This is a genomic window from Spirillospora sp. NPDC047279 (assembly GCF_040643285.1).
Taxonomy (GTDB): Bacteria; Actinomycetota; Actinomycetes; order Streptosporangiales; family Streptosporangiaceae; genus Spirillospora.
Window position 1 is genome coordinate 583,206 of record NZ_JBEYUA010000005.1, and the last position, 17,228, is coordinate 600,433.

General features: G+C 72.5%; 16 protein-coding genes. 8 read left to right on the plus strand and 8 right to left on the minus strand.

Going from position 1 to position 17,228, the window contains the following annotated elements:
• Nucleotides 1–107: 107 nt before the first annotated feature.
• Together ABZ810_RS16210 and ABZ810_RS16215 are read left to right on the plus strand one after the other, a co-directional pair.
• Nucleotides 108–251 carry a hypothetical protein gene (locus ABZ810_RS16210; RefSeq protein ID WP_358403617.1) on the plus strand — a complete coding sequence of 48 codons (144 nt, stop codon included), beginning with the start codon at nucleotides 108–110 and terminating at the stop codon, nucleotides 249–251.
• A gap of 78 nt (nucleotides 252–329) precedes the next feature.
• Nucleotides 330–797: a VanZ family protein gene (locus ABZ810_RS16215; protein ID WP_358403618.1), complete on the plus strand. Its 468-nt coding sequence runs from the start codon at nucleotides 330–332 to the stop codon at nucleotides 795–797.
• On the opposite strand, the gene ABZ810_RS16220 is transcribed toward ABZ810_RS16215, so the two are convergent.
• The 4 genes from ABZ810_RS16220 to ABZ810_RS16235 are packed head-to-tail and all read right to left on the minus strand — an operon-like array spanning nucleotide 763 to nucleotide 4,580.
• Complete coding sequence (locus ABZ810_RS16220; protein ID WP_358403620.1) at nucleotides 763–1,281, minus strand: DUF305 domain-containing protein; 519 nt, start codon at nucleotides 1,279–1,281, stop codon at nucleotides 763–765. The two genes, ABZ810_RS16215 and ABZ810_RS16220, sit on opposite strands and share 35 nt — an antisense overlap.
• Nucleotides 1,282–1,338: 57 nt before the next feature.
• Nucleotides 1,339–2,202, minus strand: a complete 864-nt coding sequence (locus tag ABZ810_RS16225; protein WP_358403622.1) for a lytic polysaccharide monooxygenase — start codon at nucleotides 2,200–2,202, stop codon at nucleotides 1,339–1,341.
• Nucleotides 2,203–2,222: 20 nt separating this feature from the next.
• Complete coding sequence (locus tag ABZ810_RS16230) at nucleotides 2,223–2,963, minus strand: carbohydrate binding domain-containing protein (protein ID WP_358403624.1); 741 nt, start codon at nucleotides 2,961–2,963, stop codon at nucleotides 2,223–2,225.
• Between the two features lie 15 nt (nucleotides 2,964–2,978).
• Entirely contained in the window at nucleotides 2,979–4,580 is a 1,602-nt protein-coding gene (locus tag ABZ810_RS16235) for a cellulose binding domain-containing protein (protein WP_358403625.1), read from the minus strand.
• Between the two features lie 650 nt (nucleotides 4,581–5,230).
• On the opposite strand from ABZ810_RS16235, the gene ABZ810_RS16240 reads away from it, so the two are divergent.
• Nucleotides 5,231–6,916 carry a serine/threonine-protein kinase gene (locus ABZ810_RS16240; protein ID WP_358403626.1) on the plus strand — a complete coding sequence of 562 codons (1,686 nt, stop codon included), beginning with the start codon at nucleotides 5,231–5,233 and terminating at the stop codon, nucleotides 6,914–6,916.
• A 35-nt stretch (nucleotides 6,917–6,951) separates the two neighbouring features.
• On the opposite strand, the gene ABZ810_RS16245 is transcribed toward ABZ810_RS16240, so the two are convergent.
• A complete protein-coding gene (locus ABZ810_RS16245) occupies nucleotides 6,952–7,785 on the minus strand; it encodes a hypothetical protein (RefSeq protein WP_358403628.1) in 834 nt (277 codons plus the stop codon).
• Nucleotides 7,786–8,012: 227 nt separating this feature from the next.
• On the opposite strand from ABZ810_RS16245, the gene ABZ810_RS16250 reads away from it, so the two are divergent.
• A complete protein-coding gene (locus ABZ810_RS16250) occupies nucleotides 8,013–8,303 on the plus strand; it encodes a hypothetical protein (RefSeq protein ID WP_358403629.1) in 291 nt (96 codons plus the stop codon).
• 117 nt (nucleotides 8,304–8,420) lie between these two features.
• Complete coding sequence (locus ABZ810_RS16255) at nucleotides 8,421–9,821, plus strand: cytochrome b N-terminal domain-containing protein (protein WP_358403631.1); 1,401 nt, start codon at nucleotides 8,421–8,423, stop codon at nucleotides 9,819–9,821.
• Here ABZ810_RS16255 and ABZ810_RS16260 read toward each other — a convergent pair.
• Together ABZ810_RS16260 and ABZ810_RS16265 are read right to left on the minus strand one after the other, a co-directional pair.
• The gene (locus ABZ810_RS16260; protein ID WP_358403633.1) at nucleotides 9,799–10,248 is read right to left on the minus strand and encodes a PaaI family thioesterase; all 450 of its coding nucleotides are present in this window, start codon (nucleotides 10,246–10,248) and stop codon (nucleotides 9,799–9,801) included. The genes ABZ810_RS16255 and ABZ810_RS16260 overlap by 23 nt on opposite strands.
• Nucleotides 10,249–10,432: 184 nt before the next feature.
• Entirely contained in the window at nucleotides 10,433–10,573 is a 141-nt protein-coding gene (locus tag ABZ810_RS16265; RefSeq protein WP_358403635.1) for a hypothetical protein, read from the minus strand.
• A gap of 372 nt (nucleotides 10,574–10,945) precedes the next feature.
• Here ABZ810_RS16265 and ABZ810_RS16270 point away from each other — a divergent pair, with 372 nt between their 5' ends.
• Nucleotides 10,946–13,258, plus strand: a complete 2,313-nt coding sequence (locus tag ABZ810_RS16270) for a hypothetical protein (RefSeq protein WP_358403636.1) — start codon at nucleotides 10,946–10,948, stop codon at nucleotides 13,256–13,258.
• Here the strand turns inward: ABZ810_RS16270 and ABZ810_RS16275 are convergent.
• A complete protein-coding gene (locus ABZ810_RS16275) occupies nucleotides 13,181–15,154 on the minus strand; it encodes a serine/threonine-protein kinase (protein ID WP_358403638.1) in 1,974 nt (657 codons plus the stop codon). The two genes, ABZ810_RS16270 and ABZ810_RS16275, sit on opposite strands and share 78 nt — an antisense overlap.
• Nucleotides 15,155–15,365: 211 nt before the next feature.
• Here ABZ810_RS16275 and ABZ810_RS16280 point away from each other — a divergent pair, with 211 nt between their 5' ends.
• Nucleotides 15,366–16,007, plus strand: a complete 642-nt coding sequence (locus ABZ810_RS16280) for a WD40 repeat domain-containing protein (RefSeq protein WP_358403660.1) — start codon at nucleotides 15,366–15,368, stop codon at nucleotides 16,005–16,007.
• A gap of 33 nt (nucleotides 16,008–16,040) precedes the next feature.
• Nucleotides 16,041–16,391 carry a nucleotide pyrophosphohydrolase gene (locus ABZ810_RS16285; protein WP_358403662.1) on the plus strand — a complete coding sequence of 117 codons (351 nt, stop codon included), beginning with the start codon at nucleotides 16,041–16,043 and terminating at the stop codon, nucleotides 16,389–16,391.
• Nucleotides 16,392–17,228: the final 837 nt, after the last annotated feature.

Below are 17,228 nucleotides of genomic sequence, written 5' to 3' on the forward strand. Positions count from 1 at the left end.
CGCGGAAATGCGAAACGCGGTAAAACGGGGATCCCTCTGAACCGTCACACAGACCGACGGGAGACGCGTCGCCGGACGCAGATCTGCTACGCCTGCTGAAGCTCTACATGCGGGACGGGGAGACCGTCCTGGTCCTGGCGACGACGGTCAAGGCGCCGCCCCCGCTCACCCACATCGCGGTCACCGACCGCCGGAGCGTGGCTCCCGCCACTGAGATCACGCCGGACGGTGCGGGCCAGGGGGATTCATGAGTGGGGGAAAGTTGGGCATAGGTGGCTCGGGAACGAGCGGCGGGAGTGACGGTGGACATGAGGTCCGGATGGAGTCTGATGGTGCGGGTCGGCGTGGCGCTGGCGGCGCTCGCGGCGCTGGCGGCGTTCCTCTGGGTGCTGATGCGGGTGACGCTGACGCCGATACCGGGGGCGGCGGACGACACGACGGGCAACACCAGGCCGGGTGAGAGCCTGCGGTTCTACCTCAACCGGCCGAGCGTGAAGGACGCGGTGATCCAGGTGGGCGGCAACCTGGCGCTGATGATGCCGTTCGGGGTGATCCTGCCGCTCGTCTCGCGCCGGTTCCGGGGGTTGCTGCGGGTGGGGCTGGTCGTCGCGCTCTTCTCCCTGTCGGTGGAGGTGGTGCAGGGATTCATGATCGTGGGGCGGTCGTTCGACGCCGACGACGTGATCCTCAACACCGCCGGGGCGATGCTGGCCTATCTGCTGATCGGGCGGAAGGTCTCCGGGTGGGTGCACTCGGGGCGGTCTAGCGCCCGCGCAGGAGCGCGAGCATCCGGGTGATCTGGGCCTGGCGCGACCGGGTGAAGCGGGTCGCGAGGGCCCTGGTGCCGGCGTCGGTGCCGGTGGCCGCTTCGCGGCGGGCCATCTGGAGGGCGTCGTCCTGATGCGCGATGAGCGTGTTGAGGAGGTCGCGTTCGAACGCGGGGCCCTTGGTCTCGGCCAGCTTGGTGAGCAGGGTCTCCGGGGTGACCGGCATGCCGCCGTGGGCGCCGTGCGAGCCGGCGGGCGCGGTGGGCGGGCGGCGCCAGGCGCGCAGCTGGGCGGCCATCGAGGTGATCTCGCTGATCTGCGTGGTCTCGATGGCGGCGGCCAGCGTCCTGACCTCGGGGCGGACGGGGCGGTCGCGGGCCAGGCGGGCGATGCGGACGCCCTGGCCGTGGTGCGGGACCATCATCTGCAGGAACATCACGTCCGGCGACTCGGGTTCGGTGCCGCCACAGCCGGTGAGGAGCAGGACGAGCACGAGGGTGGTCCGTTTCAGCATGGGCTTCCTCGGAGGTGAGCGCCGGGCCCGCGCGGGTGCGCGGGCCCGGCGGGATCGTCAGGCTCGCTGCCAGAGGGCGGGGGTGCTGGGCGGCTCCCAGCCGGGGATCGCGGTGTGCGGCTGGAGGCAGCGGTACGTGGCGCCCGCGTAGGTGACCTGGTCGCCCGCCTTGTAGGCGGTGCCGGACGCCCAGGAGCCGCTCGGGCTGGTGGGCGGCGTGGTGGGCGGTGGCGTGGTGGGCGGTGGCGTGGTGGTGGGCGGGGTCGTGGGCGGCGGGGTCTGGGTGCCGCCGCCGAAGTCGACGTCGGAGCAGGTGTAGAAGGCCTCGTTGCTGCCGACGACGCGCTGCCAGATCGAGTAGATGACGTGGCGGCCGGTGCGCGCCGGGATGTTGATCGTCCAGTTGGTGAACGTGGTCGGGTTCTGGTTGTTGAACGTCTGCAGGTGCACCAGGTCCGACCAGCGCAGGGGTTGTGCGGGGCTCCAGCCGGCGCGGGTGATGTAGAACTCGAAGTTGCTGTTCGCGTGGGGCGCGCTGGCGTGGTACGTCAGGGTGAGGGGCCCGGACGAGATGCGCTTGGCGGGCCAGTCGGTGCGGACGAGGTCGAGGCCGCGGTACTTCTCGCGGCCCGCGCTGCAGAGTTTCCCGTCGGGGATGAGCTCGCGGTGCCGGCCGCCCGCCTCGAGGAGCGACACCTCGTTCCAGTCGTAGAAGGCCTGGGTGCCGCCCGCGGCGACGGCGGCCTTGCAGGCGGCGGACTGCGGGTTCTCCGGTCCCTCGTTCTTGCACACGTACACCCGGCTGGGCGGGTCGGACACGGTGCCGTGGGCGCCGGCCGGGGCCGCGGGGAGCACGACGGCCGCGAGGGTGGAGACGGGAACGGTGGCGGTGACCAGTGCGATCTTCGATCGGGTTCGCATGGGGGCGGGGCCTCCTTGGCCTAGGGAAGGGCGTTGAGGAACGGCTCGTGGTTGTTCATGAACTCCCGGTTGAAGTAGCGGTCCCAGTTGATGGACCAGGTCATGAGCCCGCGCAGGGCGGGCGAGGTGCCGCCGCGCAACGTGTGGCCGCCGCAGGACTGGCCCTTGACCAGGCAGTCGAGCGCCTGCTGGACCTGGGCGGGCGGGGTGTGGCCGGTGCCGGCGACGGGGAGGCCCGCCTTCACCATGTCGGTCATCGCGATGTGGAAGTCGGCGCCGCCCATCGTGTGCCGCTGCTCGTCCAGGCCGGTGACGGGACCGGAGTTGTAGTCCTGGACGTGCAGCACGGTGAGCGCGTCGCGCAGCGCGTGGATGACCGGCAGGTAGGAGCCGGTCCGGTTGTCGGCGCCGCCCGCGCCGCCGTAGAACTTGTGGCCGACCTGCACGCTCACGCCGAGGTGGACGTAGCCGCCCCGCACCCAGCCCGACAGCGTGTACGCGGTGCCCGGCCTGACCGCGACGGTCTGCGTGCACCTGGCGGTGTCGGACGAGGACGCGGCGCCCGCGAGCGCGTACGAGCCGGAGCGCACCGGGCCGCTCACCACCGAGCCCGTGCCGCCCGAGCAGGCCCAGCCGGCGAGCGAGCCGCTCTCGAACCCGGCGTTGGTCAGGATGTCGGCCGCGTGCGCGGGCGTCCGCACGATCGTCAGGGTCGCCGCGACCGTCAGCAGGACGGCGACGAGGAGTCGAGTCGGCTTCATGTGGTTCTCTCTCGGCTACGGCAGGGTGTCGAGGAACGGGCCGACGGTGCGGGCGAAGCCGCCGCCGTTGCTGACGTCCCAGTTGACCGACCAGGTCATCGCGCCGCGGATGTCGGGATAGGTGCGCGCGGGCTTGAACGAGCCGCAGTTCTGCCCGCGGGCGAGGCAGTCGAGCGCGTTGTTGACGACCGAGGGCGCGACGCCGCCGCCGCCCGCCGCGCCGGGACCGGCGGGGAGGCCGAGGGCCACCTGGTCGGGGCGCAGCCCGTTCTCCAGCTGGATGCAGGCCAGCGCGGTGAGGAAGTCGACCGTGCCCTGCCCGTACACCCGCTGGTCGCAGCCGAGCATCGAGCCGGAGTTGTAGTACTGCATGTGCGCGACGGTGAGGATGTCCTTGATGTTCAGCGCGAGCTGGAAGTAGGACCCGCCGGTGGACTGCATGTCGATGGTCTGCGGCGCCATCGTGATGATGAGGTCCGCGCCCGCCTTGGCGCGCAGCTCGCGCAGCGCCTGCGCCATGTAGGTCGGGTTGAGGCCGTTCTCCAGGTCGATGTCGACGCCGTCGAAGCCGTGGCTCTGCATGAGCCCGTGCACGCTGTTGGCGAACGCCGTCGCCGCCGAGGAACCGGCGACCCGGATCGCGCCGCGTTCGCCGCCGACCGAAAGGATGACCTTCTTGCCGCGCGCGTGCAGCGCCTGCACGTCGGCCCTGAACTGCGCGTCGGTGTAGCCGCCGAGGGCGCTCGACAGGCCGGGGTCGAGACCGAAGACGACCTGGCCGGGGGTGGTGGTCGCCTCGCCGAACGCGATCGCGACGAGGTCGTACTCGGCGTTGACGTCGGCGAGCCTCATCTCGGTCGCCGCGTTCACGAAGTTGTGCCAGTAGCCGGTCAGGAAGTGCTTCGGCAGCGGCCCGGTGGCGCAGCCGCCGGTGGTGCCCGTGACGGCCGCGCCGGCCGCCGACTCTCCCTCGGCGTTGTACGCCCTGACCGTGTAGGTGTGCGTCGAGCACGTGCCGAGGCCGGAGAGCGTGGCGTTCGTCGCGGTGGTGGTGGCGCGCACGGCGGTGCCCTCGTACACGCGGTATCCGGTGACGGTGCCGGTGGCCGCCGGCCAGGAGAGGCTGAGCGAGGTGTCGGTGCGGCCGGTCACCGTCGGCGTGCCGGGCGCTCCGGGGGCGCCGGGGCCGGGGCCGGGGCCGCCGTCACCGGTGCAGGACGCGCCGTTCAACGTGCAGTTCTGCGGGGCGCCCGAGCCGGTGACGATGAAGCCGAACGAGACGGACGCGCCGGGCGCGATGGTGCCGTTGTACTCGCGGTTGCGGAACGTCGCGTGCTGCCCGGAGGTGGTGAGCAGCGCGTCCCAGTACGTGCCGGCGGCGCTGCCCGCGGGGAGGTCGAACTCGACCCGCCAGGACGTGATCGCCGCGCCGGTGCCGTTGGTGATCGTGTACTTGCCCTCGTACCCGGATCCCCAGTCGGCGGTCCTGGTGAACGCGGCGCTCGCCGCCGCGGCGGCGTGCGCGGTGCCGGCCGGCATGGCCGGCGGGAGCAGGAGCAGGGGGACGGTGAGGAGGACGAGGCGGGAGAGGAGGCGGCGGGAGAGGAGGCGGCGCAAGATCGCTCCAAGGGCCAGGTGGACGACAGGCGGACGATCCCCCGAACCCCGAGATGCTTCTCTTTCAGATAGGAAGGTTTCCTATGAGTTTGGTGGAAAGGTAACCGCCCCATCACACCCGGGCAAGACCCTGCGGCAAGTCCGCCGGAACACCCCGGCCAACCAGCGCAGGTCGCGGACCAATCCACTTCCGGCTCCCGCAGAATCAGCACTGTTTGCCGTCTCATCGCCGCCGAGTAGGCAATGTTCGCCCAACCCGCCGCCCAGCCCGCCCCTCGTCCGCCCTCATCCAGCCCGCCGGCCGCCCTCGCCGGTGAGCCGGCCCCGCCCGACCGGTGTCGCGGCCTGCCAGGTGGTGCGCTTACCGGTGGTGCACTTACAGGTGGTGCGCATATCAGACCCAACCGCACTTATCGCCGGAGGCGATTATTTTCACGAAAAGCCTCAAATTTGACGAACGGGATGTGACGCGGCCGTCAGACGCAGGATCCTGGGAACCCGCACCCGGACGGCCGTCCGGCGCGACCTTCACCAGATCCGTAAGAGATCTTGACGAGGTGACGATCTCGCCGGGATCTCCAACTTCGCGGCCGTTCGCGGCGTCTCAAAAGGTGCGCCGACCGTGACGAGCCCAGCGAGAAGGAGAGCAGATGGGGTCCCCGCGCATGCCCTTGGAGCCGCTGGCCCGGCAGGACCCCACCAGGATCGGCGGCTACGTGCTGCTGGGACGGCTCGGCACCGGGGCGATGGGCCGGGTCTACCTGGGCCGGTCGGCGGCGGGACGGCTGGTCGCGGTCAAGACGATCCGCAACGAGCTCGCCGACGAGGGCGACTTCCGCACCCGGTTCCGGCACGAGATCGCCGCGGCCGGGCGGGTCAGCGGCGCGTTCACCGCACCCGTGATCGACTCCGATCCGGACGCCGAGGTGCCGTGGCTGGCGACCTCGTACGTCGCCGCGCCCTCACTCGACCGCCTCGTCCGCGTGTGCGGGCCGCTGCCGGTGGCGGCGGTGCGCTGGCTGGCCGCCGGCTGCGCCGAGGCACTGGAGTCGATCCACAGGACGGACCTGCTGCACCGCGACCTCAAGCCGTCCAACGTGCTGGTGTCGGCGGACGGGCCGCGCGTCATCGACTTCGGGGTGGCGCGGGCGGCCGAGCGGCCCACGCTCACCGCGACGCACCAGGCGGTCGGCACCCCGGCCTACATGGCGCCCGAGCAGGCGCGCAACGCGCGCAAGACGGTGCAGGCGAGCGACGTGTTCGCGCTCGGGTCGACGCTGCTGTACGCGGCGACCGGGCATCCGCCGTACGAGGGCGATTCGGTGACCGAGATCCTCGTCCGGCTGGCGACCGAGCCGCCCGACCTGAGCGGCCTGCCCGCCGAGCTGACCGACGTGGTGACCGCCTGCCTGCAACGCGAGCCGGGCCTGCGGCCGACCGCCACCGCGCTGCTCGCGCGGCTGGGCTACGGCCCCGGCCCCGAGCTCCCCTCCCCGGACCTGCCCGACTGCGCCCTCGCACTGATCGAGGACTACCGGCACTGGCCGCGCCGCCCGGCGGCCTCGAACGGGGAGCGCGGCGAAGCCGACGAGGACTCCACGTTCGCCTCCCCCACGTCCGCCCCCGCCGTCCGTCCCGCGCTCGCCGCCCTCCAGGCGCAGTCGGCCGACGGCCAGGGCGGCGCCGGCGCGGGCGGCGAACCGAAGGCGGAGGGCGGGGCGGGAGCGGAGGGCCGGGCGGGACCCGCCGAACGCTTCGCGCGGCCTGGCGACGGCTCCGGCGTCGGGTCCAGCGCCGACATGGCGTCGCCGGCGACCGTCGGCCGGCGCGGCGGCCCGGCGGCCCGCCGCGTCCTGGTCACCGCGGGCGTGGTCGTGCTGGTCGTCGCCGCCGGCCTGCTGGGCGCGGTGTACGGCGACCGCGGCGACGGGCAGGACGGCGCGCAGAACGGTGGGCAGGGCACGGGTCAGCAGGCGCAGCAGAACCGGGGCGGCGGCCCACCGCCGGCCCCGCCGGTCCCGTGGTCGGGCGCCGGCGAACGGCTCGGTGGGAAGCCTCGCATCATGCTCAACCAGCCTCAGGGCGACGGGCACACCGTGTTCGTGGTCCACGGCCGCGGCTGGAGTCCCGGCGCCCAGATCACGATCCGGATCGACAAGCTCAAACCCTCTCCGGCCAAGCCGGTCGCCGACGTCAAGGGCACGTTCAACTACGCCCTCAACCAGAACCGCGAGTTCTTCGCCGGCAAGATCCCGCCGGGCGTGCACCACATCCTGGTGACGTCGGCGGACGGCGCCACCCAGGCGCGGGCGAAGTTCACCGTCAACAACCTCTAGGGCGGACGCGGCGAACGCGGGCGCGGGCGCGGCGCTCAGGGACGGTCCCACCAGAGATCCTCCTGGCGCGAGCACCACGACGGGTCGTCCAGCCGCGCCAGATCGGCCGCGGTGATGATCGCGTGGTCGATGAGCGTGCTCACCACCACCTCGTCCGACAGCCGGGTGCCCGGCCGGGCCAGACCGCGCGAGGTGATCTTGCGGCGCAACACCCGCAGGTGCTCGCCGACCCGCGCGGCGACACGTTCGCGGAACGCCGGGTCGCGGTCGAACCGGTCCAGCTCGTGGTGCGCGTCGGTCACCGCCAGCGCGGCCCGCGCGATCTCCGGGGTGCGCGGCAACGACGTCGTCCGGGACGGGTCGAGCAACCACGGCCGGCACCACAACAACGCGACCAGGAACAGTTTCGTCTTCGGATCCAGATAGAGCGGGCGCAACGTCGAATCGTCGTCCGCTCCGTTCACCGCGCCGTTTCCGGATTCGGCACGGCCCGCCCGCCGCGACATGATCTCCACGCGCAGCGGCTGCCCCTCGTCCAGCATCGCGCGCGAGCCGATCAGCGTCGTTCCCGAACGCATGAACCACCCGCCGGACGGTTCCCGGCGCCCTTCCAGCGGCGGCAGCCGGACCTGATGTCCCTCGCATTCGACGTAAAGCGCGTGGGTCCCGCTGAGATTGGCGACCCACGCGCCGCCCGCCACCGCGGCGATGATCCCGGCGCGGCGGGAGAGCGCCCGGTCAGCCGAGATCACCACGTCCATGTCGGCCCCGCGCCCGAACTCCAGCCGGCCGCCCTCGAGAATTCCGACGACCTGTCCCGACGGGGCCGTCACCCGCGCCGTCGCGGTCTGCCTGCCGCTAACACCCACAACCGCGGATTCTAGATCTGGCCCGCCTGGGCCGGGTATCCCGGAATTCGGGGATGGCCGGTGAACGGAATTCACGATTGGCTGATGTGCGTACCTGAGGAAAGATCCTCCGGCACCTTGCAGGGTGATCGATCCCGGTGCCGATTCTCCGTCGGACCCACGGGGGCGGGCCCGGGCGGGGTCGGCATCGGGTCGATCCCACCGGGCCCGCCTGAGAACGGGGCGCTGTGGCAGCCACCTCCGAACCGCCGGAACCCGCCGGGCCTACCGGCGCCGGCGGTTCCACCGAGGACGAGAACCTCGCGAAGATGCTCATGACGACCTGGGCATTGCGTTCGGGCCGGGACGTCCCGCTCACGCCGCCCACGCGGCTGGACGAGGAGGAGCTCATCGACTTCTGGGCCGACGACCTCCTCACGGAGGACACCGGCCGCCCCACCGCGTGCTGCGGCTCCGGATCCGGCAACGGCTCCGGCCCGGACGCGGGCCGCGGCCCGGGCCAGACGCGGCGCGGCTAGATGCGGCGCAGGCAGATGCGGCGCGGATCACACCGCCGGCAGGGCCTTCTCGTGTCACAACCGGGGGGTCACCTCACGTCTTAAGGGTGACGGACCTCGACGAAGGACTGTGACCCGATGGCCGAGAAGAGTCTCGTACGCACGCTGATGGGCCGGCGGCGGTCGACCGCCGACCACTGGACGTTCCTGTTCGGGGAGATCGCGGTGTACACGTTCGCCGTTCTCCTGGTGACGGGCGCGTTCCTGACCGTGTTCTTCGACCCGAGCATGGAACGGGTCGTGTACGACGGCTCGTACACGCCGCTCAAGGGCGTGCCGATGACCGAGGCGTACCGGTCGACGCTCGACATCGGCTTCGAGGTGCGCGGCGGGCTGCTGGTCCGGCAGGCCCACCACTGGGCCGCGCTGGTGTTCATCGCGGCGATCACGTTGCAGTTGCTGCGGATGTTCTTCACCGGCGCCTACCGCAGGCCGCGCGGCCTCAACTGGCTGATCTGGATCACGTTGCTGCTGCTCGGCATGGCGGCCGGGGTGACCGGGTCGATCCTGCCGGACGACATGTTGTCGGGCGGGAGCCTGGGGCTGATCCAGGGCGTGACCCAGTCGATCCCGCTGATCGGCACCGACCTGACCTGGCTGCTCTTCGGCGGCGACTTCCCGGGCGACGCGATCATCCCGCGCTTCTACTGGGCGCACGTCCTGCTGCTGCCGGGCGCGATGATCGGGCTGTTCCTGCTGCGCCGGCGGCTGATCCGCAAGAACGGCCACACCCACTTCGCCGGTCCCGGCGCCGGGGGCGCGGGGGCGACGGCCGTTCCGGCGGGCACGTCGGTGGCGCTGTTCCTGGCGACGGCCGGGGTGCTGACGTTCCTCGGGGCGTTCGTGCAGATCAACGCGATCTGGCAGTTCGGCCCGTACAAGCCGGGCGACATCACCGCCGGCGCGGTGCCCGGCTGGTACATGGGCTTCCTGGACGGCGCGATCCGGATCATGCCGGGCTGGGAGTTCGACGTGGCCGGTCATCCGCTGACCCTGGCCGTCCTGGTCCCGGCGCTCGTCGTGCCCGGCGCGTTCTTCACGGTGCTGGCCGCCTACCCCGCGCTCGAACGGCGGCTGACCGGCGACAACGCCGTCCACCACTTCCTGGACCGGCCACGCGACGCGGCCACCCGGACGGGCGTCGGCGCGGCCGGGATCACCTTCTACGGCCTGTTGTGGGCGGCGGCCGCCAACGACCAGATCGCCTACAACTTCCACCTGTCGCTGTTCGCGGTGACGTGGTTCTTCCGGATCGCGGTGTTCGCCGCGCCGGTGCTGGCGTTCGTCGTCACCCAGCGGATCTGCCTGTTCCTCACGGCCCGCGAACGCGAGGAGGCGCTGCACGGCCGCGAGACCGGACGGATCGTGATGAGCGCGACCGGCGGCTTCACCGAGATCCACGAGCCCGTCCGGCCGGACGACCGGCGGGAACTGGCCGCCGCGCGCGGCGGCGGGGTCAGTCCTTCTTCGGAAGGATGACGCGGTAGACGTGCCAGCCCTCGGCCACGACCTCGCCGTCCTCGCCGCGCACCTCGGCCTGGCAGAACACCGTCGACCGGCCGCGCTTGGTGATCCAGCCCTCGGCGACCAGGTCGGTCTCGCGGGCGGCGCTGAGGTAGCGCAGCTGCATGTCGACCGTCAGCAGGACCGGCATCTGGTCGTAGATCCCGCCGACGGCCGGGACCACGACGGTGTCGATGAGCGTGGCGATGGCGCCGCCGTGCACCACCCCGGCGGGCTGGTTGAGCCGCGGCCGGTACGGGAGCCGCATGCGCGCGTAGTCCACCCGGATCTCCTCGAGTTCCAGCCCGACGAGCGAGCCGAAGTACGACTCGTCCTTGTTGAAGAAGTCGATGAAGAGCTTGTCGCGCCCGTCGGTGAAGGGCTCGTGGAGATCCGCTCGCACGGCGCGGTCCTTTCGGGAGGTGCAGAGTTGCGTGGAGCAACTAATCAACGAGCCCGACCTTACCAGCAGGTAACCGGTATTCCGAATGCCGTTCGGGTCACCCCCGGGTCCGCCGATCCGGTGGCCGCGGCCCGCCCGGATCAACCAGACTGGCCCCATGGTCGGATTTCCCCTGAAAGGCAGGTCAGGAGAACTCCAGGTCATCCATCGGCTCCTCGCCGACGCCGCGGGCGGGGCCGGCGGGGCCCTGATCCTGCGCGGCGAGCCCGGCATCGGCAAGACCGCCCTGCTCCACCACGCCGAACACGCCATCCACGCCGAACACGCCAGACACTCTGAACACGCCGGACACGCCACTCGCGCGGACCAGCGCGGACCCGACACACACGGCGGGCAGGGCGCACCCGGCGCGCAGGGCGGGCACGGCGCACCCAGCGCACCCGGCGGGCACGGCGCACCCAGCGGGCAGCGCGCGCACGGTGGGCAGAGTGGGCACAGCGCACCCGGCGAGCAAGGTGGGCGCGGCGCACCCGGCGCACCCGGCGGCCAGGGTGGGCACGGCACGCACAGCGGGCAGCGCTCGCAGGGTGGACACAGCGGGCAGGGCGCGCACGGCGGTCAGAGCGGGCAGGGCGCGCACAGTGGTCAGAGCGGGCACAGCGGGCAGGGTGGGCACAGCGGGGCGACGGTGTTGTGGGTGATCGGTGTCGAGACGGAGCTCGAGCTCCCGTTCGCCGCCCTGCACCAGCTGCTCCTGCCCGTCCTCGACCGGCTCGGCTCGCTGCCGGCGTCCGAGGCGGCCGCGCTGCGCGGCGCGTTCGGCATGGCGGAGGCGACGACCCGCGACCGTTTCCAGATCGGCCTCGCCACGTCCAGCCTCCTGTCCGTCCTCGCCGCCGAGGCGCCGGTGTTGTGCCTGATCGACAACCTGGAGTGGCTGGACCGGCCGTCGGCGGACGCGCTCCTGCTCGCCACCCGCCGGCTGCGCGGCGACGCGATCGCCGCGCTCATCGCGACCCGCGAGCCGGCCCACACGTTCCTGGACGCCGAGGTGCCCGAGCTGGTCGTCTCCCGGCTCGAACGCGAGCACGCGACCGCCCTGCTGTCCGAGCACGCGCCGCACCTCTCCCCCGAGATCCGCGCCCGCATCCTGGACGACGCCCTCGGCAACCCGCTCGCCCTCGCCGAGCTGGGCAAGGCCAGCCGCGACGAGGCCCTGCCGTCCCACCCGGCCGGGGCGCTGCCGCTGACCGGCCGGCTGATCGAGACGTTCCACCACCACGCCCGCGCGCTGCCCGAGACCACCCAGGCGCTCCTGCTCGTGCTGGCCGCCGACGACACCGGCGACGTCGACCTGGCCGTACGGGCGGTTCGGCATCTGGGGTCGGACGCCGACGCGGCCGACGACCTCAAGCCCGCCGTCGCCGCCGGGCTGCTCACCCTGGCGGGCGGGCGCGCGGAGTTCTGCCACCCCCTCATGCGCTCGGCCGTCTACCGGAGCGCGACGCACGGCGGCCGACTGGAGACCCACCACGCCATCGCCGAGGCGCTGGCGCAGAGCGGCGACGCGACCGAGCGCCGCACCTGGCACCTGGCCGCGGCCGCGACCGAGCCGCGCGAGGACATCGCCCTGGCGATGGAACGGGTCGCCGACCGGGCGCTGGAACGGGTCGGCTACTCGGCCGCCGTCTCCGCCTACGTCCGCGCCGCCGAGCTCACCCCCGCGGCCGCGGCACGGGCCCGCCGCCTGTTCCTGGCCGCCGAGGCCGCGGTCGAGGCCGGCCGCCCCCGCACCGCGAGCGCCCTCGCCGAGCAGGCCGCCGACCTCACCACCGACGAGAACGTGCTGGCGGGCCTGGCCCGGGTCCGTGCGGCCGTGGAGTTCGAGCAGGGCTCGCCCGCCGTCGCGGGCCGCATCCTCACCGAGGGCGCCAAGCTGATCGAGACGGCCGACCCGCAGGCCGCCGCGCTGATGCTCGCCGCCGCGATCCGCAACGCCTCGTTCGCCTCCGACCCCGCCCTGGCCCGCGACGCCGCCGAGCTCCTCGACCGGCTCCCGCAGGCCGCCCAGCCGATCTTCAGCGCGCTGTCCTCGCTCGCCGACATCCTCAGCGGCGACTACTCGGCGGCGAACGGCCTGAACGAGAAGCTCCAGGCGCTCCCCACCGACCACCCGCCGCAGCGCCTGCTGGCGGCCTCCCTCGCGCTGGTCGCCGCCGACGACGCCCGCGCCCACGAGCTGGCCGCCTCGGTCGTGGCCCAGTCCCGCGAACGCGGCATGGCCGGCCTGCTCCCCGGCGCCCTCGCGATCCAGGCCCAGGCCGACCTGATGCGCGACCGCCACCGCCAGGCCATGGAGTGCGCCGCCGAGGGCCACCGGATCAGCCTCGACCTCGACCAGCCCCACCGCACCGCCCACCTGGGCGCGCTCATCGCCTGGCTGGCCGCCGTCCAGGGGGACGAGGAACGTTGCCGCGCGCTGGCCCGCCAGGCCCTCGACTACGGCCACCACCACGGCGTGGTCACCACGCCCGCCCTCGCCACCTGGGCCCTCGGCGTGCTGGAGCTCAGCCTCGGCCGCTACGGCGCCGCGCTCGAGCACCTGCGCGACGTCCGCGCGGGAGCCCCGTCCCACCCGATCATCGCGATGTTCTGCATCGTCGACCAGATCGAGGCCGCCTACCGTTCCGGCACCACCGACGAGCAGGCCCTGACCGACCTGCACTCCTGGGCCGAGGTCATCCGGCGTCCCTGGACCGCCGCGATCGCCGCCCGTTCGATGGCCCTCACCCGTCCCGACGACGCCCCGGCCCATTTCGAGGCGGCCCTCGCCCACCACGCCACCGCCGGCCAGCCGTTCCAGGAGGCCCGCACCCGGCTCCTCTACGGCGAATGGCTCCGCCGCCGCGGCAAGCCCGCCGCGCTGCCGCAGCTAGAGGCGGCCCACGCCGCCTTCACCGACCTCGGCGCCACTCCCTGGATCGCCCGCGCCGCCCGCCTGCGCCCCTGACCGGACCGGTTCGGGCGCGGTCCCGGCGTCCGGCCGGACGGCCGCCGCCCCCGGCGTGGCACGCCCGTCCGCCGACCACGCGGCGAAGAGCCGTCCCGAGGCGAGCACCTCCTCACCCTCCCTGACCAGCTCGACCCAGGCGGCGAGCCGGTGGGCGCCGGCCTCGCCCGGCTCCACGCGCACCGCCAAGTGGTAGTCGCGGCGGCCCCGCCGCCAGGCCCGGAGCGGATGGTCGTCGCCGTCGCGCGGCAGGGCTCTCAGCCGCGGGTACAGCTCCTTCACGTACTCGACCGAGGCGTTGCGCGGCGTCCTCACCCGCAACGCGACACCGGTCATCACCTGCCCGCGGGTACGTTCGACGATCTCCGCCAGCTCCGTCCGGAGCCCCTTGCGCGCGGACGCCACCAGGTCCAGGCTGCCGTCGAGCGGCTCGGTGATCGCCCGCAGCTGCTGGACGTTCCAGTGGTTCCCGATCCCCCGCACGTCGCAGGTGCAGACGCCGCCCGCGGCGACCACCGCGGCCCGCAGGTCGGCCGCGATGTCGACGTCCCCCGCCATGTTCGTCAGGAGCACGGCGTGGCGGATCGAGGTCGGCTGCTCCGCCAGAAGCCCGAACGCGATGCGCAACCACAACCCGAAGGCGGCCCGCCTGGCCGGCCGCAGCAGCCGCATCGCCCGCCTGGCCTCCGCCTTGGCGGCGGGCGTCGCCGCGACCAGCCGCGAGGTCCGCGGATAGACCCAGTCGACCGTCTCCGACCCCGCGATCACCGCGAACCTGTCGCGTTCGCCCAGCAGGTCGATCGCGTCCGCGATCGCCTCACGCACCGCCGCCGCCTCGTCCCGGTCCATGTCCCACGAGCACCCGACGACGAAGACCATCGACACCGGCGGCCGGCGCTCGCCGTCCTCATCCGCCTCGCAGGTCACCGACACGACCGCCTGCACGTCGTCACCGCCCGGCGGCAGGTACTCGTTCTGGCTCACCTCGACGCGGAACGACACCTCGGGGGCCTCCTCCTCCGCCGGCTCGGGCACGTCGATCTCGACCATCCGGCCCTCCCGGATGGCCCGCAGCGTCTCCCCCACCGTCACGGCGTCGCCCGGCCTGTCGTCGGGATCCTTGGCCAGCAACGCCAGCACCAGGTCGTCCAGCCCCTGGGGGATCTCCGCCCGCCGCGCCCGCAGCGACTCGACGCGCGCGTTCATGTGCTGGTGAACGAGCGCGGCGAGATGTCTTCCCTCGAACGGGGGCCGCCCGACGAGCAGCGCGTGCAGGACGCACCCGAGCGCGTACAGGTCGGCCCGCCCGTCCACCGCCCCGCCCCTGCCCTGCTCGGGGGCCATGTACTCGGGTGTGCCGACCGCCGTGCTGGACGCGTCGTCCTCCTGGACGAACCGCGCGATGCCGAAGTCGCAGATCTTCACCCGGTCCCCGGCCAGCAGCACCAGGTTGCTCGGCTTGATGTCGCGGTGCACGATGCCCCGCTCATGCGCCGCCCCGAGAGCCTCCGCGACCTGCTCGCCCAGATGCAGCACCCGTTCCACCGAGAGCCCGTCCGGCGCCCGCGCCAGCACCGAGTAGAGGTCCTCCCCCTCCAGCAGCTCCATGACGTAGAACAGCACGCCGCCGTCCTCGCCCGCGTCGTAGGCGACGGTCACGCCCTCGTGCCGCAACGCCCCCACCACCCGGAACTCCTGCCGAAACCGTTCGACCAGCCCCGGATCGGCGCCCAGATGCCGGTGCAGGATCTTCACCGCCACCGGCCGCCGCAGCAGCAGATCCCAGGCACGCCAGACCTCCCCCATCGCACCCCGGCCGAGCTGCCGCGCCATCCGGTACCGCCCGCCCAGGACCACCCCGCCGCGCAGAGTCCCACCTCCCGTCCACCGCCCCATCGTAGATCGACATTCTGCAACGAAACGGTCGCACCATGACCGCATGCGGTACGAATCCCGTCCAGCGGGTGTCCACGAGGTGGATTCGGGCCGGCCCCGTCTTGCCGGACGTTCCCGGCCGACCTCGCGAGCACGGCTCGGCGGTCCCCCAGGCCATCGCCGTCGGCCACAGGCAGGTGGCGACCGGTGGCCGTGACCGGGTGGTCCGCCTCTGGAACGCCGTCGACGGTCCGCCGGTCCGGGAACTGAGAGGCCCCAGGGGGTCGCCGGCCTCGCCTGGTCGCCCCGCGGCTTCCTCCTGGCCTCGTCCTCGAACGACCGCACGGTTCCCATCTGGGACACGCTGGCCGGGCGCACCTACAAGATCCTTTGTGGGCCTGAACTGCGGGTCGACGACGTGGCATGGTCGCCGGACGGACGTTTCGTCGTCACCGGCTCGGCGGACCGCACCGCGCGGATCTGGTCGGTCGTCTCCGGCGACGAGCCGGCCGTCCTCGTCGGCCATGACGACCGGGTGCACGCCGTCGCCTGGTCGCCGGACGGCACCCGGATCGCGACCGCCTCGTACGACCGCACGGTCCGGATCTGGGACACTCGCTCCCGCACCGAGATCGGAGTGGTCGGCGTCCACCGCGACCGGCTGACCTGCGTCGCGTGGACGGCGGACAGCCGTTCTGTGATCACCGGCTCGTACGACGGCACGGTGCGCGTCTGGAAGGCCGAGGTAGATCTCGACGAGCTGATGGGCCCGGGCCCGGTCCCGGGTCTTCCGTGTGTTGACACCCGAGGAACGTCGCGCACACATGCTGCCACCCGACGATCGGTAGAACGCGCACGCCGGCTCCGCGCCTGATGGCCGAGGGCGCCGTAGATTGGCGGCGTGACGATGGGGATCGAGGAGCTGGCCGGGCGGTTGCGGGAGTTCGCGGTGGATCGGGACTGGGAGCAGTTCCACACGCCCAAGAACATCGCGATGGCACTGGCGGGCGAGACGGGGGAACTGCTCGCCGAACTGCAGTGGCTCACTCCGGAGGAGTCGCGCAAGGTCATGGACGACGCGGCGGCCGGGGCGCGGATGCGCGCGGAGCTCGGCGACGTGTTCCTGTACCTGATCCGGCTCGCCGATCTGCTGGGCGTGGATCTGGCGCAGGCGGCGGAGGACAAGCTCGAGGAGAACGAACGGCGGTACGACGCCGGCACCTACCGAGGTTCGGCCCGCAAGGCCCCACCCCTCTAAGACCTGTCCCGTAACGGCCTCGGCCAAGGATCTTGCAGTGGAGCAGGTGACCAGTACCGACCTGATCGAGTGGGTAGCGGTGTGCACTGGCCTGTGGGTGCGGCGGGTTCGCCACGCTGTTGCGGCTCGTAACCGCCGGAGCGGGAAGCGCGCCCCCACCGGACACCGCTGAAGCCTGCCCCCGACCGACCGCGATCCTGCTCATCATGGGTGCGGCGGTCAGATCAGGTCCGTTGGGGGCAGGGGTTATGCGGGAGTGGTCGCCCCTTGGTTGATGTGATCGTCCGTCTGCGGTTGGTCGGTGCTGGGGGTTCGGACCTGGCGACGACGAACGAAGTGAGTGGACGGCGAGTATGTCCGGTTAGCCGAAGGTCTCCGGTAGCCGGCGTTCACGCAGACAAGCGTTGCCGCGCTGGACGCGGAGTGCGCGTCCGGTGCAGGGGTGGCGGTCACTTCAGGCCCGTTGGGGACGGGCTGAACGGGGCCGGTCCCCCTTTTGGCCGGTGTAGTCGTCCGAGCGCGGCTGGGGCGGCGCTGAGGCCCGAACCTGGCAGCGACGAACGAAGCGAGCGGACAGCGGGCATGGCCTGTTAGGTGAAAGCTTTCGGGGGCTGGCGTTCACGCTGACAAGCGTTGCCGTGCTGGCTGGGCGGGGGTGTGCGTCCGGTGCAGGTGCAGTGATCACATCAGGTCTGTTAGCGGCGGAGTTGAGAGGCGTGGTCGGCCTTTTGGTTGGTGTGGTTGAGGGGCCCCGCGTTTTCCGGACAGCATCCTGATGGGTGATCTGCGGGCAGATCTACGCTGCTTGCTGCCGGTCCAGGTACTCGGTATGGACCT